We start from the raw sequence: 22,208 nt of genomic DNA on the forward strand, positions 1-22,208 counted from the left end.
GCCGGCCAGCGCCCGCCGCGCCCGGGCCAGCCGCCGCCCGAGCGGACGGTGGGCGCGGGCCAGGGTCAGCCCCAGCAGCAGGGCGGCGCCGGCCAGCAGCAGGATGGCGACCGCCAGCAGCGGCGGCGGCAGCAGCGGCGCGGCGGCGGCGGTGCCGTAGCGCACCGCGAGCTGCCCGACCGGGACGCCGAAGCCGTTCAGCAGCGGCAGGCCGACCACCCCGGACCCGTCCTCCTCGGCCTGCCACGGCCGGGTGCCGGCGGCGGCGGCCAGCCCCAGCCAGCGTTGCGCCACCAGATCGCCGAGGAAGCTGCGGTCGGTGCCGAACACCACCCGGCCCTGGGGGTCGAACAGCTCGATCGACAGGGTGCCGGAGCGGGCCTGCTCGCGTTCGAGCAGATCCTGGGCGCGCGGCAGCTGGTCCAGCGGCAGGCCGAGCGAGATCGCCGCCTCCAGCGGTTCCTTCAGGCTGTGGGCCAGGGTCAGGGCGCGGGCGGCGCGCAACTGGTCGAGCCGGGCGTGGCTGGCCTCGTCCGCCACCCAGGTCAGCAGCAGCGCGGCGGCGGCGGCCAGCGCCACCAGCCCGGCCCACAGCGGCCGGATCAGCCGCCAGGGCGGCGCGGCCGGGTCATCAGGGCGCATCGATCACCTCGGCATAGCGCAGCATGGTGATCGGCGGATAGACCGCCAGCCGCCGCGCCACCCGCATGTTGATCAGCAGCGAGAAGCGCGACAGCGATTCGACCGGGATCGCCTCGGCCCGGGCCTGCCCGGTCAGGATCCGTTCGATCTTGTAGCCGGCGAACTGGCCGACCTCGTGGAACGACGCCACCAGCCCGGCCAGCGCGCTGCCCTGGCGGATCATCGGCTCGTTGCCGCTGAAGCTGGCCAGGCCGAGATCGAGCGCGGCGGCGGTGACCGCCCCGGCCTGCGGGATGAAGAACGAGGTCGAGGGCAGATACAGCACGTCGGGTTTGCGTGCCGCCAGCCGTTCCAGCGCCGGGCGGATCAAGGCCGTCTGCGGCCGGCCGGCGCCGTCGAGCGGGGTCTCGGTCACCAGCTCGATCCCGCTTTTGTCGCACAGCGTCCGCAACTGGGCCACCGCGCCGTGGCCGTAGCTTTCCGCCTCGTTGTAGAGCACCGCGATCCGCTGCGGGGTGAACAGCGACAGCATCGCCTCGTACTGCACCGGCACCGGGGCGAGATGGATCACCCCGGTGGCGTTGCGGCCCGACAGCGGCAGCGACCGCACCAGTCCGGCGGCCAGCGGGTCGCCCACCGCCGCGAACACCACCGGGATGTCGGGCGGCACGTTGTCGCTGCCGTCGGGGTCATCGACCGGGCCGAGCACGCCGAGGGTCGCCTCGGTGGTGACGACATAGACCAGATCGGGCCGGGTGGCGCGGATCTCGGCGACGATCCGCGCCAGGGCGTCGCGGCTCTGCGCCGCGTCGCGCACGATGTATTCGACCGGCAGGCCGGCGCGGGCGAGATAGTCGCGCATGCCGCGATCGAGGTCGGTCGGGCCGCGCCACAGCACCACGAACACCCGGCGCGGCGGGGGCGCGGCGCGCAGTGGGGCGGGCAACGCCGCGACGGTGGCGGCGGCGGCGAGGGCATGCAGCAGGGTGCGGCGCCTCAGGGCGGGCATGGACGGGATCTCCGGCGCGGGGCGGTCAGACGGAACAGGACGATCAGGGCCAGGGTGGACAGCACCAGTCCGGCGCCCCACACCGCCACGGTCGGGCCGTAGCCCAGCCAGGCGGCGAGGCCGCCGGCGAGGATCAGGCCGAAAAAGGCCGGCACCCGCTCGACCACGCGGAACACCGCATAGACCCGGGGCAGGCCCAGGCTCTCGGCCTGACGGGGGGCGAGCGCCGGCAGCACGCTCATCTGCGACGGGATGCTGAGGGCCTGACCGACCCCCATCCCCACCACCGCCGCAGTGATCGCGGTGGCGGCCGGCAGCGGCAGCCCGGCCAGCGCCGCCCCGCCGCAGATCAGCGAACCGGCCAGCACCAGCCGGACATGCCAGGAAAAACGGTCGGCCAGCCGCGCCCCGAGCGGCGCCACCAGCGCCATCACCAGCCCGTAGACCGACACCACCCGGGCGATCTCGGCCTTCGACAGCCCGGCATCGAACAGGCAGAGCGGGGCGAGGTAGAACACCAAGGCGAGGTTGAACATCCGGTTGGGCAGCGCCGACAGCAGCAGCAGCCCGGCATAGCGGCTGTTGCGGGCGAGGGCGAGATAATCGCGCCAGCCGGCCTGCGTCTCGGCCCCGCCGGCGCCGGGGCGGCGCGGCTCGCGGGCGCGGCCGAGGCCGGGCCATGCCGCCAGCCCGGCCAGCACCGCCTGACCCGCCACCACCAGGAACAGCGCCCGCAGCCCGATCTCGTCGGCGATCAGCCCGCCCAGCGCGGTGCCGCAGAAGGTGGCGAGGAAGAACACGCTGGAAAAGCCGGCCATCGCGTAGGCGCGGTGGCGGGCCGGGGCCAGACTGGTGGTCGCCGCCTGCGTGACGGTGAAGACGATGCCGAGTCCGGCGCCGCCCAGCGCCCGCGCCGCCAGCAGGCTGGGCAGATCGGGCGCCCAGGCCGCGCCGAGGCCCCCCGCCGCCGCCGCCGCCGCGCCGAGGGCGAAGGTGGCGCGGTAGGACAGCCGGTCGAGCCAGGTCGAACAGGGCAGGTGGATCAGCGCCGAGGCCAGCCAGTACACCATCACCGGCGCCGCCAGCAGCATCTCGCGGCTGAGCCCGGCCATCGGCTGGTACAGTTCGGCGGCATAGAGCGGCAGCACCGACAGCGGCAGCGCGTCGGACAGCACGAACAGGAACAGGCAGATCCGCACCGAGCGCAGCGCCACCGGCCAGGGCGGGCGGCCGGCGCGGCGCTCCTCGGGCGGCGGGCCGTCCTGGCACCGCTCGCCCCAGGCCTGGGCGCGGCGCACCAGCCCGGCCAGCCCGAACCCGGCCCCGGTCGCGGCGCGGTAGGGCCGCTCGCCCCGCAGCACCGCCGCCGACCAGTCCTGGAGACTCAGCAACGGCCCGGTCAGCACCCGGTCGAGCAGCAGCAGCAGGATCTCCAGGCTGACGAACACCGCCACCAGCCCGACCGTGCCGATGTCGATCAGCCGCTCCTTGATCAGCCGGCCGGCGTAATCCTGGGCGACGCCCAGGGTGAGGGCGCCGTGGCGCGGCGCCCCGTCGCCCTCGCCCTCGACCGCCACCGTCAGCAGGTCGAATCCGCCCCGCCGCAAGGGACGCGGCTCGTCCTCGCCCTCCGGCGGCGGCGGGGCGATCGCGGCGAGGTCGGCCGGCACCGCCCCGTCCTCGGCCAGAATCCGCCCGTCGGCCCCGGTCAGGCGCAGGAAGGCGATCTCGGGATGGGCGGCGCGGGCATCGGCGAACAGCCGCTCGACCCCGCGCAGCGCGTCGGGCGGGATGCCGAGGTCGATCGCGTGGGCGATGTCGCGGGCCAGCAAGGCGGTGACGGTCAGCGGCTTGGCCAGCAGCGCCTCGCCCAGCACTTCATCCTGATGGCGGGCGATGGCGAGGCCCGAGGCCCCCGCCGCGATCACGATCGCCGCCACCGTCAGCGCCACCACCCGCGCCTTCAGCCGGCGCAGCGCCGGGCCGGCATCGGCCAGGGGCTCGATGGGCGGCTCGGCCGGGGCGGGGGCGCCGTCGAGCCGGGCCAGCGCCGGCCGCAGCAGCCCGTCGAGCAGGTCGCCCGCCGCCGCCGGCGGCGGCGGCGGCGTCCGTCCGGCCAGAAGGGCGTCGAGATGGGCCCGCCACAACGGCAGCCGCGCCGCCAGCGGCCGCAGCAGCCACCCCACCAGCAGCGCCAGCGCCAGCATCACCGGCAGCGCCACCGCCCCGGCCTGCCGCAGCAGGAAGGAATCGAATTCGTCCTGGGGCTGGTCCAGCACCGCGCGCGACTGCACCAGGGCGATCAGACCGATCGTGGCCCCGAAGCCGGAGCGGATCGGCACCAGCACCCCGAACCCGTCGGGATCGTCGATCTGCCAATGGCTGGCGGTGGGGGCGCGGCGCATCGCCCGCGCCCAGCCGGCCGGCAGGTCCTCGCCCGCCCGCGCCCCGGCCAGGGCCAGGGTGTGGAAATGGTCGCCCGCGCTTTCGAAGGCGACGATCCGCCGCAGCGCCGGGTCGGCGCGGCGGGTCTCGGCCAGCACCTGCTCGCCGCCCTGGAACTGGGCCAGCGGCAGGCCGAGGCTGGCGGCGCGGGCGAACACGTCGCGCACGTCGATCGCCGCCGCCAGCAGGCGCGAATCGCTGGCATTGACCAGGAAGCGATGGAAAAACAGGCTGTTGGCCACCGCGCCGATGCCGAGGCTGCCGAGCAGCACCAGCAGGACGGCGGCGACCAGCGGCAGGCGGACCGAGCGCATCCGCTCAGCCCCGTTCCGCCGGCCCGACCTCGAACAGCTCGACCAGCCGTTCGCCGCGCTCCAGCGCCGCCACCCAGCGTTCCTCCTTGGTCAGGTGATGGCGGGCGGCCGCTAGCACCGCGTCGGTCCAGGCCAGCGGCACCACCACCACCCCGTCCTCGTCGCCCAGGATCAGGTCGCCGGGCTGGACCGCCACCCCGCCGACCGCCGCCGGGGCGTCGATGTAGCCGCCGAAATTCTTGTGCGGGCCGCGCGCGGTCCGGCCCCGGCAGAACACCGGCAGATCGAGCGCCACCACCGCCGCGCTGTCGCGCACCGCGCCATCGACCACGATCCCGCCCAGGCCGCGCAGCCGCGACTGGCGGGTGACCATCTCGCCCAGCATCGCCACGTCCTCCAGCCCGCCGGCCGCCACCACCACCACCTCGCCCGGATTGGCGGTGCTGCACAGCCAGTGGACGCAGGCATTGTCGCCCGGCGCCGGCAGCACGGTGCGGGCCTGCCCGCACAGCCGCCAGCCCGGCTTCAGCGCCTGGATCGCCCCGGCCATCGCCATGTTGCGGTTGAGACAGTCCGACGCCACCGCCGTCGGGATCTCCCGCCACGCCGCCAATTCCTCGGCGTCGAGCCGGCGGAACGCCGCCTCCAGATATCGGATCGTCATGCGCGCTCTCCTTGCCGCGCCGTCCACACCGCCGGATTGGCGAGATGGGCCGGGCGCCGTCCCCCGAGCAGGTCGAGGATCTGCTCCGCCACCGCCTGTCCCATCCGCTCCAGCGCGGCCTCGGTCGAGCCGGCGACATGCGGGCTCAGCACCACGCGGTCGAACCCGGCCAAGGGATGGGCGGCCGGTAGCGGCTCGGCCTCGAACACGTCGAGCCCGGCCCCGCCGAGGCGCCCGTCCTGCAACGCCGCCACCAGCGCCGCCTCGTCGAGCACCGCGCCGCGCGCGGTGTTGATCAGGATCGCCCCCGGTTTGACCAGGGCCAGTTCGGCCGCGCCGATCAGGTGACGGGTGTCGGGCCGGCCGGGCAGATGGAGCGAGATCACGTCGGCCTCGGCCAGCAGGGCGGGCAGGTCGCGCCGCTCGGCGCCGCAGGCGGCGAACACCGCATCGGCGGTGGTGGGCGAACTGGCGAGGATCCGCATCCCCAGCCCCAGCCCGGCGATGCGGGCGAGCTGGCGGCCGCTGGCCCCCAGCCCGACGATGCCGAGCCGCTTGCCGGCCAGTTCGGTGAAGTCGGCGCGGAACTTGTAGCCGAAATCGCCCGCCCGCACCGCGCGGTCGGCCGGGACGATCCGCTTGGCCACCGCCAGCATCAGCGCCACGGCATGCTCGGCCACCGACAGGGCGTTGGCGCCGGGAGTTGACACCACGCAGATCCCGCGCGCGCTGGCGGCGGCGAGGTCGATCGCGTCGAGCCCGGCGCCGTGCTTGGCCACCACCCGCAGCTCGCCCAGCCGGTCGAGCAGGGCGGCGGTGACCGGGGCGTTGCGGCTGACCAGGGCGACGATGCCGTCGGGGGCGACCGCCTCGGCCGGGCCGGTGATCACCGCCAGTCCGCCCGCCTCCAGCCGCGCCACCGCCGCCGGATGGATCGGCTGGAGGCACAGGCACCGCGCCCGCTTGCCGTCTGTATCGCCCATGCCCGCAATCCGCCTTCCCTGGCCGTTACCAACGCTTGACCGCGCGGGTGTGGTTGATGCCGCCGTCGCGGCGATAGGCCACCTCGTCCATCATCCGGCGGACGAGGTGGACGCCCAGCCCGCCCACCCGCCGTTCGGCGGTGGAGCCGGTCAGGTCGGGCGGCGGGGCCTGGGCGAACGGGTCGAAGGCGAGGCCGTCGTCGCGCAGGTCGCAGACCAGATGGTCGGCGCCCAGCTCCAGCCCGATCTCGATGCGGTGGCGCCCGCCCTCGGGGAAGGCATGGCGGACGATGTTGACCGCCAGTTCCTCCAGCGCCAGCATCACCTGCATCGTCACCTTGTGCGGCAGGCCGTGGCCGGCGGCGAAAGCCTCGAACGCCGCCAGCAGGCGCGCCACCTCGTCGGTCCGGTTGTCCAGCACCAGATCGAGGCGGGCGCCGTCCATCGGCTAGCCCCGGACGGCCGCCACCGCCGCGGCGGGGTCGGGATGGACGCCGAGAATCGGGCCGAGCCCGCTGATCTCCAGCACCTCGGCCACGGTGTCCTGCACCTGGCAGATCGCGAAGCCGATCCCCAGCGCCATCGCCCGCTTGGCCGCCAGCACCAGCACCCGCAGCCCGGCGCTGCTGATGTAATCGACCCCGCCGAGATCGATCACCAGCGCCGGCCGGCCGTCGCCGACCCGGGCCAGCAGATATTCCTCGCAGGCCGGGGCGGTGGCGCTGTCGATCCGTCCGGCGACGGCGATCACCGGCATGCCGTCATGGCTGGTTTCGCTGAAACTCATCTGGCCTTGCTTCCTCCCTTGCCGCCGGCGCGGCGCCGGCCGGTGCCGTCGCAGTGTCCGCGTCGCCGGCATGGGTCGTCAAGCCCACCCTGTCGGTCAGGGGGGCTGGCCGGTCAGGCGGCGGCGTTCGGCGACGACATGGTCGAGCAGGGCGCGCCCGGCCGGCGAGACGGTGACGATCGCCTCGACGTTGAGCGCGAGATTGTTGAGATATTGCAGCCGCAGCACGTCGCCCCGGTTCAGCTCCGGGATCACCCCGCCGAAGAACAGGCCGAGCGCCTCAAGCCGGGCGCAGCCGGCGGCGGTGGCCGGGTCCTGCAACGGCAGGTCGAGATAGATCGCGTCGATCCGCCGGCAGCACAGGTCGATCAAATGGTGGCGGACCTGGGCGACCAGATCGGGGCCGAACGCCTCGACGGTGAGGAAGGCCATCCCCAGTTCCGGCCGCACCCGCACCCCCAGCCGGGTCTCGCCGCCCGGTTCCGCCGCCGGGCCGGGTTCGGCGAAGGTCCGGTCGAGCCCGAGCCGGCGGCAGAGGTCCTCGATCAGCGGGCGGTGATGCGGCGGGGCGTGGATCGCGCGGGCCGGCTCGGGATGGGTGCGCAGGTAGTACAGTGCCACCGCGGCGCGGTCGCCCTGGGGACAGGTCTCGATCCGGCGCGGATCGACGTCGCGCGGCAGGAAGCCGAGCAGGAAGCCGGTTTCCTGGGCGCCGAGCGCGTGGTTGCCCTTCTGGGTGAAGGGATGCAGCGTCATCGCCTCGCTGTAGATCCCGTACAGGCCGCGCGCTTGCGCCTGCTCGGCCAGGGTCTGCTTCATCGTCTTGAACAGATTGTGGCCGCGATAGCGCGGATCGACCACGGCGATGCCGGATTCGACGATCCGCGCCTCCGGCCCGTCGCGCAGCAGGGCGACATGGCCGACGATCTCGCCGCCCTCGGCCTCGGCGACGCAGGAGATCATCAGCCCGCTTTCCAGCATCTCGCGGATGCGGTCGGGGAAATAGACGAACTCGGCGTAGGTGTAGCCCCACGAGCGGTAGATGCAGCGCGCCAGCGCCAGCGCGTCGTCGGGGGTCATCATCCGCAGGCGCGGCGGCGCGGTCGGGGCGGGGGCGGCCGGGCGCGCGCGTTCCTCGGCGGTGAGGTAATCGGTGATCGGCGCCACCGGCAGGCTGGCGGAAAAGACGATGCGCCGGCCGTTCTTGCCGAGATTGAGGAACTCGATCTGTTCGGCCAGCCCGCGCATCAGGGTCAGGCCCAGCCCGGCCCCGTCGGGCAGGCGGGAGAAATCGACCGGCAGCCCCTTGTATTCCAGCGCCACCTGCAACCGCCCCGGCTGGCGCAGCAGGGCGACGCCGATCTCGCCCGGGTCGCCCGGCTCGAACGCCTGCTCGATCACCAGCAGGCAGGCCTCCTCGGCCAGCAATTCGAGCCGCACCAGCGCCTTGGCGGCGAAGCCCTCCAGTTCGGCCACGGCGCGGATGAAGTCGCGCACCGGGGTGACCAGCGGGCGGCGGGCGGGAACGGTCAGGCGGGCCAGCAGGGTTTCCGACATCGGGCGGGCTCCGGATCGGCCGGCGTCAAGCCGGGCGCGGGATCAGCCGCGCCGGACGAGGCGGCTGGCCGGGCGGCCGGCTTCCTGCTTCCAGAACCGGCCGAGGGCGACGGCGTCGCCCCGGAACAGGTTGCGGTCGCAGCGTTCGATCCCCCACACCCCGCGCACCCGGGCCTCGCGCGGGCCGCCATCCTCGGTGTCGCCGGCATATTGCCAGAAATGCCAGCCCTTGCCCTTCCAGGCGGTCGGCACCTCGGGCTCGGTGCGGTAATCGCCCAGCCACAGCGGGCACTGGGCCAGGATCGAATGCGGGCCGATCCGGCCGCGCAGACTGTGGCCGCCGCGCCCGGCCGGCTTGCCCTCGGCCCAGGCGGCGTTGGTGTAGATCAGCGGATAGCGGCCGGTGGCGGCGAACACCGCATGGACGAACTCCTCGGCCTGATGCAGCGTCATCGAGTTGCCGGGATTGAGTTCGTTCAGTTCGAGGTCGAGCGCGATCAGGGTGGTCGGGCCGGGCTTGGCGGTGGCGAGGAACATCGCCGCCTGGGCCGCGCCGGGATATTGGTGGGTGCCGAAATGATAGGCCCCCCACAGCAATCCGGCCTTTTCGGCCTGGGCGCGGCGCTGGGCATAGGCCGGGTCACGCCAGTCGCCGCCCTCGCTCGCCTTGTGGATCACGCCGAGGATGTGGCTTTTTTCCCGGGCCAGGGTGAAATCGCGCACCACGGTCGAATGGCTGATGTCGATCACCGCGTCGATCCGGCCGCGCGGCTTGGCCGCCACCTTGCGCGACCCGCCGGTATTGGCCAACGCCGGTGCGGCGGCCAGACACATCAGACCGGACAGCATCGCTCTCCGCGTCAGCATCGCGTTTCATCGCCTCGATATGTTGCAAGGGCGGGACGCAAGACCCCCGAGGCAACATGACACCACAAAAAAGCCGCGATCGCAATCTTCACCAGCGAAAACCGGGGCTTGCCGGCCTCAGCGTTCGAGATAGGGGCGGTAGCCCTGATCGATCTCGATGATGTGTTCAATCAGCGCCTGGAGGAAATGGCGCAGCGACAGCCGGAACAGGTCGGGGTCCGGCACCAGATTGGCCGACAGGCGGATGTGGCGGGCGAGGTGGCGCAGCACCCGGTGTTCGACCTTGTGGGCGGCGGTGTGGGGATAGGCGGTGTCGGAGAAGAAGCGTTCCTCCCCCTGGCAATGGCGTTCGAGCGTCGCCACCAGCCGGTCGAGCGCCTCAAGCAGCGGCAGATCGACCCCACGGCCGATCAGCCCGCCCACCGCCGCGATCTGGTCGAACAGGGCCTGATGCTCGCGGTCGAGTCCCGCATCGCCGACGGCGATCGCCGGGGTCCATTTCGGCAGGGTTTCCACCCGTGTCGCCATGTCGCCCACCGGGCTCTCTCCTGTTCGCGGTCTTGATTACTTTTAGTATAAGCGGTCGCGGGGTTGTTCCGCCAGAGCTTTGCATTGCCGTCTTCCCCGTTTCGGTTGCGGCCGCTCCCGTCCTCCCCGGTGCGGGCTTGCGCCGGGCGGTCTGGAAAGTTACAGTTCCAGAGTCGTAGAAATCTCGGGTTCAACAAAATCATGACGGACATTCGTGACGGGCTGGTCGGCGCGATCGGCGAAACCCCGCTGCTGCGTCTGGCCCGCGCCTCGGCGGCGACCGGGTGCGAGATCCTGGGCAAGGCCGAATTCCTCAATCCCGGCGGCTCGATCAAGGACCGCGCCGCGCTCGGCATCATCCGCGACGCCGAGCAGCGCGGCTGGCTGCGGCCGGGCGGGCTGATCGTCGAGGGCACCGCCGGCAATACCGGGATCGGGCTGGCCCTGATCGGCCGGGCGCTCGGCTATCGCAGCCTGATCGTGATGCCCGAGACCCAGAGCCAGGAAAAGCGCGACATGCTGCGCCTCGCCGGGGCCGAGCTGGAACTGACCCCGGCGGTGCCCTACGTCAATCCCGACAATTACGTCCGGGTGGCGCAGCGGCGGGCGGCGGAACGGGCGGCGAGCGAGCCCAACGGCGCGATCTGGGCCAACCAGTTCGACAATCTCGCCAACCGCGAGGCCCATCGCGCCACCACCGGCCCGGAAATCTGGCGCCAGACCGGCGGCCGGATCGACGCCTTCACCTGCGCGGTCGGCACCGGCGGCACCCTGGCCGGGGTCGGCCGGGCGCTGAAGGAACGCCGGCCCGAGGTGCGGATCGTGCTGGCCGATCCGCACGGCTCGGCGCTCTACAGCTATTTCGCCGAGGGCCATCTGCGCGCCGAGGGCAATTCGGTGGTCGAGGGGATCGGCCAGGGCCGGATCACCCGCAATCTCGACCATGCCGCGATCGACGATCAGGAGCGGATCGGCGACGACGAGGCGCTGGCGGTGCTGTTCGACCTCGCCGAGCACGAGGGCCTGCTGCTGGGCGGCTCGTCCGGGATCAACGTCGCCGCCGCGATCCGGGTGGCGCGCAAGCTCGGGCCGGGGCACACGGTGGTGACAGTGCTGTGCGATCATGGTACGCGTTATCAGAGCAAGCTGTTCAACCCGGCCTTCCTGCGGCAGAAGGGTCTGCCGGTGCCGGCCTGGCTGGAGGGCGAGCCGCCCCACTGAGCGCGGAGACCGTGCCGATGAGCCTTTCCGTTCCGGACCCGCTGGTGACCGCCGCCTGGCTGGCCGACCACCTTGCCGCTCCCGATGTCCGGGTGGTCGATGCCACCTGGTTCCTGCCCACCCTCGGCCGCGACGCCCGTGCCGAATACCGCGCCGGCCACATCCCCGGCGCGGTGTTTTTCGACATCGACGAGATCGCTGACCGCAGCGTCGATCTGCCGCACATGCTGCCGCCGTCCGAGCGTTTCGCCGCCCAGGTGGGGGCGCTCGGGCTCGGCAACGGCCACCAGATCGTGGTCTATGACGGCAATGATTTCGCCGCTTCGGCCCGGGTGTGGTGGATGTTCCGCGCCTTCGGCCATGACGATGTGGTGGTGCTCGACGGCGGCCTCGGTCAATGGCGGCGCGAGGGCCGGCCGGTCGAGGATCTGCCGCCGCCGCCGCGTAACCGCGTCTTCGTGCCCCGGGTCAACCGGGTGCTGGTGCGCGATTTCGACCATGTGCTGGCCAATGTCGCCTCGGGCCACGAGCAATTGGTCGATGTCCGCCCCGCCGCCCGTTTTCGCGGCGAGGCGCCGGAACCGCGTCCCTGTCCGATCGCCGGCCATGTTCCCGGCGCGCTCAACCTGCCGGCCTCCGAGGTGCTCGATCCGGTCCACCGCACCCTGCTGCCGGCCGAGACGCTGCGGGAGCGGGTCGCCGCCGCCGGGATCGATCTCGCCCGGCCGATCGTGGTCAGCTGCGGCTCGGGGGTGACCGCCTGCATCGTTGCCCTTGCCTTGTTCCGGCTTGGCGTCACCGCCGCGATCTATGACGGGTCCTGGGCGGAATGGAGCCAGCGCCCCGGCGCCCCGGTGACGCGCTGAGCCGGTTCCGGCCGGGGCGAATATTACAATTCGCCCGCCCCTGACGAAAGCAGGCTTCCCCTTCCCGGCAAATTGTGTCCGAAATATGTCGGAAAGCCGCAATCGACAGCGAATACGCCGTCCCGTATTCCATCGCCGATTGGGGGCGCGAGGCTGGAACGCTGGAAGGGCGAATAAATGAGACGGTTGACTCGGCATCTTTATTTCTGGGTTCTGATTGCGATCATCTCTGGTGGGACTCTAGGTTATTTCGAGCCGCAGTTGGGGGTGAACCTGAAGCCGCTGGGCGACGGCTTCATCGCCCTGATCAAGATGCTGATCAGCCCGGTGATCTTCTGTACCGTGGTGCTGGGCATCGCCGGGGCCGGCGACATGAAGAAGGTCGGCCGGGTCGGCGGCAAGGCGCTGCTCTATTTCGAACTGGTTTCCACCCTGGCCCTGATCATCGGGCTGGTGGTGATGTGGCTGATCCGGCCCGGCGACGGCTTCCACGCCGATCCCAGCCAGCTCGATGCCAAGGCGGTGGCGAAATACGCCAAGCTGGCCGAGGAACAGAGCACGGTCGATTTCATCCTGCATATCATTCCGAAGACGCTGTTCGACGCCTTCACCGCCGGGGGCGACCTGCTCCAGGTGCTGCTGGTGGCGATCCTGTTCGGCTACGCCATGAGCCGGATGGGCGAGAAGGGCGCCGGGGTCCATCGTTTCATCGAGGAATGCTCGCACATCTTCTTCGCGATGATGAACGCGATCATGAAGCTGGCGCCGCTCGGTGCCGGCGGGGCGATGGCCTTCACCATCGGCAAGTACGGCATCGCCGCGCTGAAGCCGCTGGCGGCGCTGATGGGCAGCTTCTACCTGACCTGTTTCCTGTTCGTCGTGGTGGTGCTCGGCCTGATCGCGCGGGCCACCGGCTTCTCGATCTTCAAGTTCATCGGCTACATCAAGGAGGAGCTGCTGACGGTGCTCGGCACCTCCTCATCGGAATCCGCTTTAGTGCCGCTGATGGCCAAGCTTGAGAAGCTCGGCTGCTCGAAGTCGGTGGTCGGGCTGGTGGTGCCCTCGGGCTATTCGTTCAATCTCGACGGCACCAACATCTACCTGACCATGGCGGCGTTGTTCGTCGCCCAGGCGCTCGACATCAACCTGACCCTCGGTCAGGAGGCGACCTTGCTCGGCGTGGCGATCCTGACCTCGAAGGGGGCGTCGGGGGTGACCGGGGCCGGCTTCATCACCCTGGCGGCGACGCTGGCGGTGGTGCCGAGCGTGCCGGTGGCCGGTCTGGCCCTGATCCTCGGCATCGACCGCTTCATGTCCGAGGCGCGCGCCCTGACCAACTTCGTCGGCAACGGTGTCGCCACCATCGTGGTGTCGCGCTGGGAAAAGGAACTCGACACCGAGAAGATGAAGCGGATCATCGGCTGAGGCGACGGCTCGCCGCGCGGCGAAACGGCGGGGCGGGGCGCGGGGGCGCCCCGCCCCGTGGCGTTTTCGCGCCTCGCCGTTACAGCGTGACGCTGTCTGCGGCCTCGCGCAGCAGGGTGGCGGAGCGGCGCAGGGCGGCGCGCTCCTCCTCCGACAGATCGGGCGGGAACAGGGTGGCGATCACCCCGCCCGCGCCGACGATGCGCGGCAGCGACAGGGTGACGTCGGCGATGCCCTCGATCTCGGCGGTGGGGGCCGACACCGACAGCAGCAGCCGCTCGTCCTGGTCGATCGCGCGGATGATCCGGCTGAGCCCGGCGCCGATCCCGAACCAGGTCGCGCCCTTGCCGTCGATGATGCGATAGGCGGCGCGGCGGACGGATTCGTCGATCTCGGCGCGGATGGCGGGGTCGAGCGGCCGGCCGCGCTGGGCCGCCACCTCGGCCACCGGCAGGCCGCCGATGGTGGCGCCCGACCAGCCCAGCACCTCGGAATCGCCGTGCTCGCCCAGCACATAGGCATGGACCGAGGCCGACGACACCCCGAGATGCTCGGCCAGCAGGGCGCGGAAGCGGGCGGTGTCGAGGATGGTGCCCGAGCCCAGCACCCGCCCCCGCGCCGGTCCGGCGAGGCGGGCGACCATGTCGGTGATCACATCGACCGGGTTGGAGGCGACCAGCAGCACCGCCTCGGGGGCGGCGTCGAGCACCGCCGGCACGATCTGGCGGAACACCCGGGCGTTGCGTTCGAGCAGGTCGAGCCGGCTGTCGCCCGGCCGCTGCGCCGCGCCGGCGGCCAGCACCACCACCCGCGCTCCGGCCAGATCGGCATAGCCCCCGGCCCGCACCCGCGACGACCACGCGAACGGGGTGGCGTGCTGGATGTCCTGGGCCTGGGCCTCGGCCAGCTTGGCGTTGAGATCGACCAGGACGATGTCGCTGGCGCTGCCCTGCAGGACCAGGGCATAGGCGGCGGTGCTGCCGACCGCGCCGGCGCCGATGATGCCGACTTTCATGGGGGGAGTCCTCCGGGGGGGGATGAGGGGTCCCGCCAGCTTACCCCGGGAATGCCGCCGGGGGGGACGACATTGTCGCCGCCCCGGGGGCGTGCCGGCCTCAGCGCATGCCGCCGGGTGGGGGCGGGGGCGGCAGCAGCGGCGCCTCGCGGTCGAGCAGCGCCCGCTGTTCCGGCCGCAGCAGCTCGGCCAGGGCGGCGCGGCGCTGGTTGAGATCCTCGTGCACCTGGGCGCCGGCGGCCTGACGCTCGGCCCGGCCTTCCATCCGCTGCGGCATCGGCTGGGCCTGGGCCTCGGCCCGCATCTTGGCGCGCATTTCGTTGGCGGCGGTGACGCCCTCGGCATAGGAGGACCACGCCGCCTCCTGCGCGGCGGTGATGCCGAGCCGGGCCTTGAGGTCGGGCAGCTTGGCCGGATCGGGCAGCAGGCCGCCCCGGCCCATGCCCCCCTGGCCCATCCCCATTCCCATCCCGGGTCCCATCCCCTGGGCCAGCGCCCCGCTCAGCGGGATCGCGGCCAGGGCAAAAGCCAGCGCGGCGGCCATCAGGCAAGGTCTGTTCATCACGACCTCCTAAAGTGCGACAGAGCTAATATATAACACGGATCGCCACCGGCGGCGAGTCCGACCCGGGGCCGTGCCGCTCCCCCGGGTCAGCGTCGCTCGGGCCCGGGCGCCGGTGCTGGCGTGGGACAGTCCGGGATCGTGCCGGACAGGTCCTCGATCCGGGGCAGCAACTGGTTGAGCGGCTGGGCTCCCCGGCCGTCGCCGAAATCGACCCGGGACAGGATCACCCCGCCGGGGATGATCCGGGCGGTGTAGGTGTCGCCGGCGGGGCCGGAGCCGCAGCCGGACACGGTGAAGCGCAGCCGGCCGCTGGTCGGGCGATAGCCGAACCGCGTCACCTCGCCGCCGCACAGCCCCCCTTCCGACCATTCGAAGCGCAGGGTCCGGTTGGCGCCCCGCCCCTGCACCGTCAGGCGGTGACCGGCGGCGTCGCCGGATTGGTGTTCCCAACACAGGGTCGAATAGACCGCGGTCTCGGCGTCGGGCCAGGGCGCGGCGCGGGCCGCCCCGCTGGCGCCCAGCGCCGCCAGTCCGCACAGGGCCGTCGTCAGTGCCGTCCTGATCATGCCGTTGGTTCCTTCGCCTCCCACCGGGCAAGCGAAGGATAGCGGCCCTCGGTTCGGTTGAGAAGGCGTTCAGGCCAGCGCGCCGATGGCGGCGACGCCATCGACCGCGCCCGGGGGCAGGCGGCGGAGCGTGGCGGGGGCGATGCCGCCGAGGGCGAGGCGGGGCGGGCCGGGCCAGCGCCGCCACAGGCCGAGCCGCACCGGGCCGAGGGTCGGCGCGCCGGGATGGCTGCGGGTGGGGAACACCGGCGAGACCAGGGCGGCGGCGGCGCCGAGCCGGCCGGCGCGGACCAGGGCGGCGGGGCCGTGGGCGGCGACGGTCAGCAGCCGGCGGTGGCGGCCGACCCAGCCCAGCGCCGGGGCGAGCAGGCCGTGGCGGGCCAGCCCCTCGGGCAGATGCAGCCCGGCGGCGGCGAGGCGGGCGGCGAGGCGCCAGTCGGCGGCGACCAGCAGCACCAGCCGGCGGCGGCGGCACAGACGGGCCAGCGCCTCGGCCCCGGCCGCGCCGCGATAGGGCCGCAGCAGCAGCCCGGCCCCCGGCGGCAGGCGGGCGGCGGCGGCGGCGGGATCGGGCAGACGGACCGGATCGCTGAGCAGCAACAGACGCGGGGCCGCCCCCTGGCGCTGGGGGGGTGAAACCGGGCGCCGGATGGCGTTAACTAGGGCCGTCATTGCATCTTGGTTCCGTCAGAGAAGGGGTTTCGCGTTGTCGTCCGCCATTGCCGCCGGCCTTGCCGCCATCCGCTCCCGTATCGCCGAAGCCGAAGCCGCCGCCGGCCGCGCCCCCGGCGCGGTCACCCTGGTGGCGGTGGCCAAGACCCATCCCGCCGCCGCGGTCGAGGCGGCGCTGGCCGCCGGCCAGACCGTGTTCGGCGAGAACCGGGTGCAGGAGGCGATGGGAAAATATCCCGAAATCAAGGCGCGTGTCCCGGCCCTGCGCCTGCATCTGATCGGTCCGCTGCAAACCAACAAGGCGCGCGAGGCGGTCGGGCTGTTCGACGTGATCGAATCGCTCGACCGGCCCAAGCTGGCGCGGGTGCTGGCCGAGGAGGTCCAGCGCGCCGGCCGTTGTCCCGAGATCCTGATCCAGGTCAATATCGGCCGCGAGGCGCAGAAGGCCGGGGTCGATCCCGACCAGACCGAAACGCTGGTCCGCTTGGCCCGCGATGAATACGCCCTGGCCCCCCGCGGCCTGATGTGCATCCCGCCGGCCGGGCTCGATCCGGCCCCGTTCTTCCGCCAGCTGGCGGAGCTGGCCGCCCGCTGCGGCCTCGACCGCCTCAGCATGGGGATGAGCGAGGATTTCCCCACCGCGATCGCCTGTGGCGCCACCCAGGTGCGGGTCGGCTCGGCGATTTTCGGCCATCGCGGCTGACGGCCAGGGGGGCCGCAGGGCCTGACGGCCCTGCGCGGAGAGCGCCGAGAGGCAGCGCCTCTCGGCCCGCCGGCTCAGGCCGGCGCCTTGACCGCGACGCCCTGATTGGCCAGCAGTTGGGCCAACTCACCGCTGGCCGCCAGCTCGCGGACGATGTCACAGCCGCCGACGAACTCGCCCTTGACGTAGAGCTGGGGGATGGTCGGCCAGTTGGTGAATTGCTTGATCGCCTCGCGCAGGCTGGGATCGACCAGCACGTCGATCCCCTTGAAGCTGACGCCGAGGTCGGCCAGCACCTGGACCACCGCCGCCGAGAAGCCGCATTGCGGGAACATCGGCGTCCCCTTCATGTACAGCACCACGTCGTTGTCGGCGAGATCCTGACGGATGCGATCGAAAACCGGGTTGTTCATGGGGCGGACACCTTCGCGGAGTGTTTTCTGGAATTCCTCAAATCTACCCCCGCCGCCGGGCCGGCACAAGAGCGGGGAAGGCGCAGGGTGACGGTGGTGCCGACGCCGGGCCTGCTGTCGGTTTCGATCCGGCCGCCATGGGCGGCGGCGATGCGGGCGCAGATATAGAGCCCAAGCCCGGTGGTCGGCTCGCCGGCGGTGCCGCTGGCGCCCCGGCAGAACGGCTGGAACAGGCGGGCGGCGATCTCGGGCGGGATGCCGTCGCCCTGGTCGCCGACCGCGAGCAGGATGTCCTCGCCGTCCTGGCGGGCGGCGATCCGCACCTCGCCGCCGGGATGGGAGAACTTGACCGCGTTGCCGATCAGGTTGGCCAGCACCTGTTCGAGCCGCAGCGGGTCGGCCCAGCCCAGCAGCGGCTCGGCCAGCGGCGGATCGACCGCCACCCGCACCCGTTTGGCGCGGGCGAGCAAAGCGTGGGCGCGGGCCACCCGCTCGACCAGGGCGCGGTATTCGACCCAGCGCGGGGCGAGATGGACCTGCTCGGCCTCCTCGATCGCGTCGGCCAGCACCTCCTCGATCAGGCCCTGGGCGAAGGCGACCGCCTGACGGATCTGGCCGACATAGCCGGCGCTGCGGGGGTCGAATCCCTCCGGCCGGGTCAGTTCCAGCATCTCGAGATAGCCGAGCACGATGTTGATCGGGCTGCGCAGGTCGTGGGCCAGCACGCCGAGGGCGCGGTTCTTGCCGTCGATCGCGGCGCGCAGTTCGGCCAGCCGGGCTTCCTGCTCGCGCAGCAGCCGCAGCCGGGTCAGCACCTGCTCGATCACCCGGACGATCACCCCGGGCGACACCGCGTCGCGGAGGACGTAATCCTCGGCGCCCTGGGCCAGCAGGGATTCGATCGCCCCCGCCCCGGCGACGGTGACCAGCATCACCACCGGCAGTGTCGGCGCCTCGCGCCGCAGCCGGGCCAGGGCCTGATCGGGCGGGCCGTCGGCCGCGGTCGCCGACAGCAGGGCGATGTCGGCGCCGGCGGTGGGCAGGGCGGCCAGGGCCGCCTCCAGCCCGGCGCAGGGGATGACCGCGCAGCGGCGGCCGGGGCAGTGGGTCAGGTCCCGCCCGATCCGCGCCGCGCCGGCCGGATCATCCTCGATCAGCAATACCCGGACCGGTGCCCCGCCCGACATCCCGTCTCCCCCCGGTTTCCGTCGCCCAGCCCCTGAAACAATAGAGCATCGTGGCGGTCGGGACCAGTCTGGGTTGCCGAGGGGGCGGTGGGGTCAGCGGGTCAGCAGCAGCGCCAGCATCACCCCGCCGAACAGGATCCGGTACCAGGCGAACGGGGCGAAGCCGTGGCGGCCGACGAAGGTCACCAGCGAGCGCACCACCACCAGGGCGGACAGGAAGGCGGCGACGAAGCCGACCGCGATCAGGCTGCCGCCATCGAGCGAGACGTCGGCCCAGTTCTTGTAGAGCGAATAGGCCGAGGCCCCGACCATGGTCGGGATGGCGAGGAAGAACGAGAATTCGGTGGCGGCGCGGCGATCGACCCCGAGCAGCAGCGAGCCCATGATCGTCGCCCCGGCGCGCGACACCCCCGGCACCATCGCCAGCACCTGACAGGCGCCGATCGCCAGCGCCCGCTTGGCCGACAGGTCCTCGATGGCGTGGACGGTGAAGTTATGGCGCATCCGCTCGATCGCCAGGATGACGAAGCCGCCGCCGATCAGGGCGATCGCCGCCACCTCGGGGGTGTCGAGCAGGACGCGGATATGCTTGTAGGCCAGCGCCCCGATCACCGCCGCCGGCAGGAAGGCGATCAGCACGTTGCGGACGAAGGCGCGCGAGCCGGGGCGGTCGAGGCTGGTCGCCACCGACCACAGCTTGCCCCAATAGACCACGCAGATCGCCAGGATCGCGCCCAATTGGATGACGATCTCGAAGGTCTTGCCGGCCGGACCCTCGAAGCCGAGCAGCTTGCCGACCAGCAGAAGATGGGCGGTGCTGGAGATCGGCAGGAATTCGGTCAGGCCTTCGACCACGCCGAGAAAAATCGCGTCGAAATAGGCGGACATCATTTCTCCGGAAACGAGCAGAACAGGATGGGGGCGAAGTCTGCCCGCCTGCCGGCCCGGGTGCAATGCCGATCATGGTTGTGACATAAAACCGCAACTGGAGTCTTGGCGTCACGGTCTGTTAAGGGATCGGCCACGGGGGGAGCAACAGACTCCGGATCGGACTCATGGATTTCGACATCATCACCCACGCCGGCGGCCTGCGCGTGGCGCTCAAGGGCCGTCTGACCTTTACCGAGAACGAGGCGTTCCGCCGCATGCTCGCCGCCCTGGCCAGCGCGCCCGGCGCGGCGGCGCGGATCGAGTTCGACCTCGCCGAGGTCAGCTTCATCGATTCGGCCGGGCTCGGCCTGCTGCTGCATGCCCGCGATTCCTGGCGCGGCCAGGACGGGCGGGTGACGCTGGCCGGGGCCGCCGGGCAGGTGGCGCGGATGCTGACCCTGGCCCGCTTCGACGCCCTGTTCGACCGGGCGGCCTGAGGGGCGGCCGGTCGTGAGCCTTTCCGAGCAGGCGGCGGTGGTGGCGGGTGCCGCCCCCTGGCCGTCCCGTCCCGGCCCGCTCTGGGCCGCCCGTCTTGTCCGCCGTCTGGCCGCGCTGTGGCGCGAGGGCGAGCTGCCCGGCCTCGCCCGTCTGTCGATCCGTGCCCGTTTCGTCGCCCTGGTCGGGCTGGCGCTGGCGGCGGCGATCGGGTTCGGCGTGGTGCTGGAACTGGCCGACCTCCGCATCGACACCATGCTGAGGGCCCAGGACGATTACCGCCGGCTCAACGATCTCGCCGCCGACATGCGGTCGGGCGCGGCGGCGGCGGAAACCCAGCAGGAACTGTTCGTCCGCGACCGCGATCCCGCCGCCGCCGAGGCGTTTCACCGCGAGATCGCGGCGATGCGCGGCCGGATCGAGACGATGGCCGGGCTGACCGCGGCCGGGCCGATGGCCCAGGCGGTGGCCGACGCCCGGCGCGGCATCGACGCGGTCGATCAGGCCTTCGCCGCGCTGGAGGGCGAGGCGCGCCGGCTCGGCCTCAGCGAACGCGACGGACTGCGCAGCCGGCTCGATGATTCGACCCGGGCGATCGAACAGGAGATGGCGCAATGGCCGCCGACCCTCGGCGCCCTGCCGGTGTGGCTGGCGCGGATGCGGCTGGCCGAGCGCGACTTCATGCTCTATGGCCAGACCGCCGCGCTCGGCAAGCATCGCGCCGCCGCCGCCCAGTTCGATCTGGCGATCGAGTCCTCGCCGCTGCCGCCGCCGACCCGCGACGAGTTCCGCCGGCTGGTCAAGGTCTATGCCGCCGATTTCGCCGCCTTCGCCGAGGGCAGTCAGGCGGTGCGCAAGGAGGCCGCCCGCGAGCGCGACGGCTTCAAGGCGCTGCGGCCGGTGATCGCCCAGGTCGCCGGCTTCGCCCGCGAGGGGATGGCCGGGGCGATCCTGGCCCAGGAGCGTGAGCGCCAGGCCGCCAACCGGATGGTGGCGCTGGTCGGGCTGTGCGCCGCCGCCCTGTTCCTCGCCGCCGCCCTGCTGCTGGCCCGCAGCGTCACCCGGCCGCTGCGGCTGATCCAGCAGGCGATGGAGCGGCTGGCCGCCGGCGATCACGATGTCGGCGTGCCGGGCGCCGGGCGGCATGACGAGATCGGCGAGATGGCCCGCGCCGTGGCGGTGTTCAAGGAGAACGCCATCGCCATGGTCCGGATGCGCGCCGAGCAGGACGGCATCCGCGCCGAGGCCGAGGCGGCCCATCGCGCCCATCTGCTCGGCCTCGCCGACGGGTTCGAACGCGCGGTCAAGCAGACCGCCGGGCTGGTGGCCGACCGTTCGCTGGCGATCCGCGACACCACGATGCGGATGGTGACGCGCAGCGAGTCGCGCGGTGCGGGCAGTCTGGCGGTGGCCGAGGCGGCCGAGCAGGCCCGGACCGCCGCCGGGGCGGTCGCCGCCGCCCTGGCCGAGATGGACGGCTCGGTGCGCGAGATCGCCGCCGCTGCCACCGCCGCCAGCGGGGTGGTCGCCGGGGCGGTGGGCGAACTCGACCGCAGCACGGCGCGGATCCAGCAACTGGCCGAGCTGGCGGCGCGGATCGACCGGGTGGTGGCGCTGATCGGCGAGATCGCCGGCCGCACCAACATGCTGGCCCTCAACGCCGCGATCGAGGCCCAGCGCGCCGGCCCGGCCGGCAAGGGCTTCGCCGTGGTCGCGGGCGAGGTCAAGAGCCTCGCCGCCCAGACCGCCCGCTCCGCCCAGGAGGTCGCCGGCCAGATCGCCGCGATCCAGGCCGCCACCGGCGACACCGTCGCCACCATCGACGGCATCGGCGGGGCGATCCGGCGGATGGACGACATCGCCCGCCGGGTGTCCGACGCGGTCGGCCGCCAGGGCGAGGCCGCCCGCCGGATCGAACGCTGCGTCGAGGAGGTGGTCACCGACACCCGGCTGGTCAGCGAGGGGGTGGCGGCGGTGGCCCAGTCGGCGGCGCGCTATTGTGGCGGCGCGATCAGGGTGCTGTGGGCGGCCGAGGATCTGGTCGCCCCGGCGGAACGGCTCGACGCCGAGGTCGGCGGTTTTCTCGCCTCGGTCAGGGATTGAGGGGAGGGCCTTTCCCGGATGACGGGCAAGTAATCCCGCAATCCCGGGCAAGGGCGCGACCGTCGGACCGCAACAGCGCGGCCCGTTTCCGCCGGCCCCTTTGCCAATCGTCGCGGCAAGTTGGCGTGGTATTATTCCCCCCCCTGGCTTCAGAAGGGGGTCGCGCGCGTTGCTGTTCCCGGCAAACCATGCTTAAGTATTAACTGGGTAAGCAATGCCGACCTCTTTGTCGTTCGCGGCGAAATAGGGATTGGGGGAGTCTCGCCGGTTGCCGCCGCTGCGGCCCGACATGAAGACGGATGAGGATGTCA

At 72.5% G+C, this 22,208-nt stretch carries 23 protein-coding genes; 6 read left to right on the top strand and 17 right to left on the bottom strand.

Annotated features, from left to right (window positions below; translation table 11 throughout):
• From ACFSNB_RS08610 to ACFSNB_RS08655, 10 genes are all read right to left on the bottom strand, one after another.
• A partial coding sequence (locus tag ACFSNB_RS08610) for a hypothetical protein (protein ID WP_377315765.1) occupies positions 1 to 642 on the bottom strand: 642 nt, incomplete at its 3' end.
• Positions 632 to 1,651, bottom strand: coding sequence for an ABC transporter substrate-binding protein (locus ACFSNB_RS08615; protein ID WP_377315766.1), 1,020 nt, complete (start codon positions 1,649 to 1,651; stop codon positions 632 to 634). The genes ACFSNB_RS08615 and ACFSNB_RS08610, both read right to left, overlap by 11 nt.
• Positions 1,639 to 4,410 (bottom strand): MFS transporter, encoded by a 2,772-nt coding sequence (locus ACFSNB_RS08620; protein WP_377315767.1) that lies wholly within the window; start codon positions 4,408 to 4,410, stop codon positions 1,639 to 1,641. Before ACFSNB_RS08620 ends, ACFSNB_RS08615 begins: the two co-directional genes overlap by 13 nt.
• A 4-nt stretch (positions 4,411 to 4,414) precedes the next feature.
• Complete coding sequence (locus tag ACFSNB_RS08625) at positions 4,415 to 5,074, bottom strand: RraA family protein (RefSeq protein ID WP_377315768.1); 660 nt, start codon at positions 5,072 to 5,074, stop codon at positions 4,415 to 4,417.
• On the bottom strand, positions 5,071 to 6,057 hold the full coding sequence (locus ACFSNB_RS08630) for a hydroxyacid dehydrogenase (RefSeq protein WP_377315769.1): 987 nt from the start codon (positions 6,055 to 6,057) through the stop codon (positions 5,071 to 5,073). The genes ACFSNB_RS08625 and ACFSNB_RS08630 overlap by 4 nt, the downstream gene beginning before the upstream one ends.
• Positions 6,058 to 6,082: 25 nt before the next feature.
• A complete protein-coding gene (locus ACFSNB_RS08635) occupies positions 6,083 to 6,502 on the bottom strand; it encodes an ATP-binding protein (RefSeq protein WP_377315770.1) in 420 nt (139 codons plus the stop codon).
• 3 nt (positions 6,503 to 6,505) lie between these two features.
• Positions 6,506 to 6,844: an STAS domain-containing protein gene (locus ACFSNB_RS08640; protein WP_377315771.1), complete on the bottom strand. Its 339-nt coding sequence runs from the start codon at positions 6,842 to 6,844 to the stop codon at positions 6,506 to 6,508.
• A gap of 96 nt (positions 6,845 to 6,940) precedes the next feature.
• Positions 6,941 to 8,401: a GNAT family N-acetyltransferase gene (locus ACFSNB_RS08645; protein WP_377315772.1), complete on the bottom strand. Its 1,461-nt coding sequence runs from the start codon at positions 8,399 to 8,401 to the stop codon at positions 6,941 to 6,943.
• Between the two features lie 42 nt (positions 8,402 to 8,443).
• Entirely contained in the window at positions 8,444 to 9,268 is an 825-nt protein-coding gene (locus tag ACFSNB_RS08650; RefSeq protein ID WP_377315773.1) for a glycoside hydrolase family 25 protein, read from the bottom strand.
• A gap of 117 nt (positions 9,269 to 9,385) precedes the next feature.
• Positions 9,386 to 9,796, bottom strand: coding sequence for a bacteriohemerythrin (locus tag ACFSNB_RS08655; RefSeq protein WP_377315774.1), 411 nt, complete (start codon positions 9,794 to 9,796; stop codon positions 9,386 to 9,388).
• Between the two features lie 201 nt (positions 9,797 to 9,997).
• Here ACFSNB_RS08655 and ACFSNB_RS08660 point away from each other — a divergent pair, with 201 nt between their 5' ends.
• The 3 genes from ACFSNB_RS08660 (at position 9,998) to ACFSNB_RS08670 (ending at position 13,308) form a co-directional block, all read left to right on the top strand.
• Positions 9,998 to 11,017 (top strand): cysteine synthase A, encoded by a 1,020-nt coding sequence (locus ACFSNB_RS08660; protein ID WP_377315775.1) that lies wholly within the window; start codon positions 9,998 to 10,000, stop codon positions 11,015 to 11,017.
• A gap of 17 nt (positions 11,018 to 11,034) precedes the next feature.
• Positions 11,035 to 11,883 (top strand): 3-mercaptopyruvate sulfurtransferase, encoded by an 849-nt coding sequence (sseA, locus tag ACFSNB_RS08665; protein ID WP_377315776.1) that lies wholly within the window; start codon positions 11,035 to 11,037, stop codon positions 11,881 to 11,883.
• A gap of 177 nt (positions 11,884 to 12,060) precedes the next feature.
• Positions 12,061 to 13,308 carry a dicarboxylate/amino acid:cation symporter gene (locus ACFSNB_RS08670; RefSeq protein ID WP_377315777.1) on the top strand — a complete coding sequence of 416 codons (1,248 nt, stop codon included), beginning with the start codon at positions 12,061 to 12,063 and terminating at the stop codon, positions 13,306 to 13,308.
• 79 nt (positions 13,309 to 13,387) lie between these two features.
• Here ACFSNB_RS08670 and ACFSNB_RS08675 read toward each other — a convergent pair whose 3' ends face one another.
• The 4 genes from ACFSNB_RS08675 to ACFSNB_RS08690 all read right to left on the bottom strand — a co-directional run bounded on the left by ACFSNB_RS08675 (position 13,388) and on the right by ACFSNB_RS08690 (position 16,126).
• On the bottom strand, positions 13,388 to 14,323 hold the full coding sequence (locus ACFSNB_RS08675; RefSeq protein WP_377315778.1) for an L-lactate dehydrogenase: 936 nt from the start codon (positions 14,321 to 14,323) through the stop codon (positions 13,388 to 13,390).
• Between the two features lie 100 nt (positions 14,324 to 14,423).
• A complete protein-coding gene (locus ACFSNB_RS08680; protein ID WP_377315779.1) occupies positions 14,424 to 14,885 on the bottom strand; it encodes a Spy/CpxP family protein refolding chaperone in 462 nt (153 codons plus the stop codon).
• A gap of 89 nt (positions 14,886 to 14,974) precedes the next feature.
• Positions 14,975 to 15,454 (bottom strand): BPTI domain-containing protein, encoded by a 480-nt coding sequence (locus ACFSNB_RS08685; protein WP_377315780.1) that lies wholly within the window; start codon positions 15,452 to 15,454, stop codon positions 14,975 to 14,977.
• 69 nt (positions 15,455 to 15,523) lie between these two features.
• Positions 15,524 to 16,126: a thiamine phosphate synthase gene (locus ACFSNB_RS08690; RefSeq protein WP_377315781.1), complete on the bottom strand. Its 603-nt coding sequence runs from the start codon at positions 16,124 to 16,126 to the stop codon at positions 15,524 to 15,526.
• Between the two features lie 34 nt (positions 16,127 to 16,160).
• Between ACFSNB_RS08690 and ACFSNB_RS08695 the strand changes: the two genes are divergently transcribed.
• Positions 16,161 to 16,829 (top strand): YggS family pyridoxal phosphate-dependent enzyme, encoded by a 669-nt coding sequence (locus ACFSNB_RS08695; protein WP_377315782.1) that lies wholly within the window; start codon positions 16,161 to 16,163, stop codon positions 16,827 to 16,829.
• Positions 16,830 to 16,903: 74 nt separating this feature from the next.
• On the opposite strand, the gene grxD is transcribed toward ACFSNB_RS08695, so the two are convergent.
• From grxD to ACFSNB_RS08710, 3 genes are all read right to left on the bottom strand, one after another.
• On the bottom strand, positions 16,904 to 17,242 hold the full coding sequence (gene grxD / locus ACFSNB_RS08700) for a Grx4 family monothiol glutaredoxin (protein WP_377315783.1): 339 nt from the start codon (positions 17,240 to 17,242) through the stop codon (positions 16,904 to 16,906).
• Positions 17,239 to 18,429 carry an ATP-binding protein gene (locus tag ACFSNB_RS08705; protein ID WP_377315784.1) on the bottom strand — a complete coding sequence of 397 codons (1,191 nt, stop codon included), beginning with the start codon at positions 18,427 to 18,429 and terminating at the stop codon, positions 17,239 to 17,241. Before ACFSNB_RS08705 ends, grxD begins: the two co-directional genes overlap by 4 nt.
• Before the next feature lie 93 nt (positions 18,430 to 18,522).
• The gene (locus ACFSNB_RS08710) at positions 18,523 to 19,317 is read right to left on the bottom strand and encodes an undecaprenyl-diphosphate phosphatase (RefSeq protein ID WP_377315785.1); all 795 of its coding nucleotides are present in this window, start codon (positions 19,315 to 19,317) and stop codon (positions 18,523 to 18,525) included.
• Between the two features lie 167 nt (positions 19,318 to 19,484).
• Here ACFSNB_RS08710 and ACFSNB_RS08715 point away from each other — a divergent pair, with 167 nt between their 5' ends.
• Both ACFSNB_RS08715 and ACFSNB_RS08720 read left to right on the top strand, forming a co-directional pair.
• Positions 19,485 to 19,796 carry an STAS domain-containing protein gene (locus ACFSNB_RS08715; RefSeq protein ID WP_377315786.1) on the top strand — a complete coding sequence of 104 codons (312 nt, stop codon included), beginning with the start codon at positions 19,485 to 19,487 and terminating at the stop codon, positions 19,794 to 19,796.
• Between the two features lie 13 nt (positions 19,797 to 19,809).
• Positions 19,810 to 21,897, top strand: coding sequence for a methyl-accepting chemotaxis protein (locus tag ACFSNB_RS08720; RefSeq protein WP_377315787.1), 2,088 nt, complete (start codon positions 19,810 to 19,812; stop codon positions 21,895 to 21,897).
• Positions 21,898 to 22,208: the final 311 nt, after the last annotated feature.

The organism is Phaeospirillum tilakii, from assembly GCF_042683125.1.
Lineage (GTDB): Bacteria > Pseudomonadota > Alphaproteobacteria > Rhodospirillales > Magnetospirillaceae > Phaeospirillum > Phaeospirillum tilakii.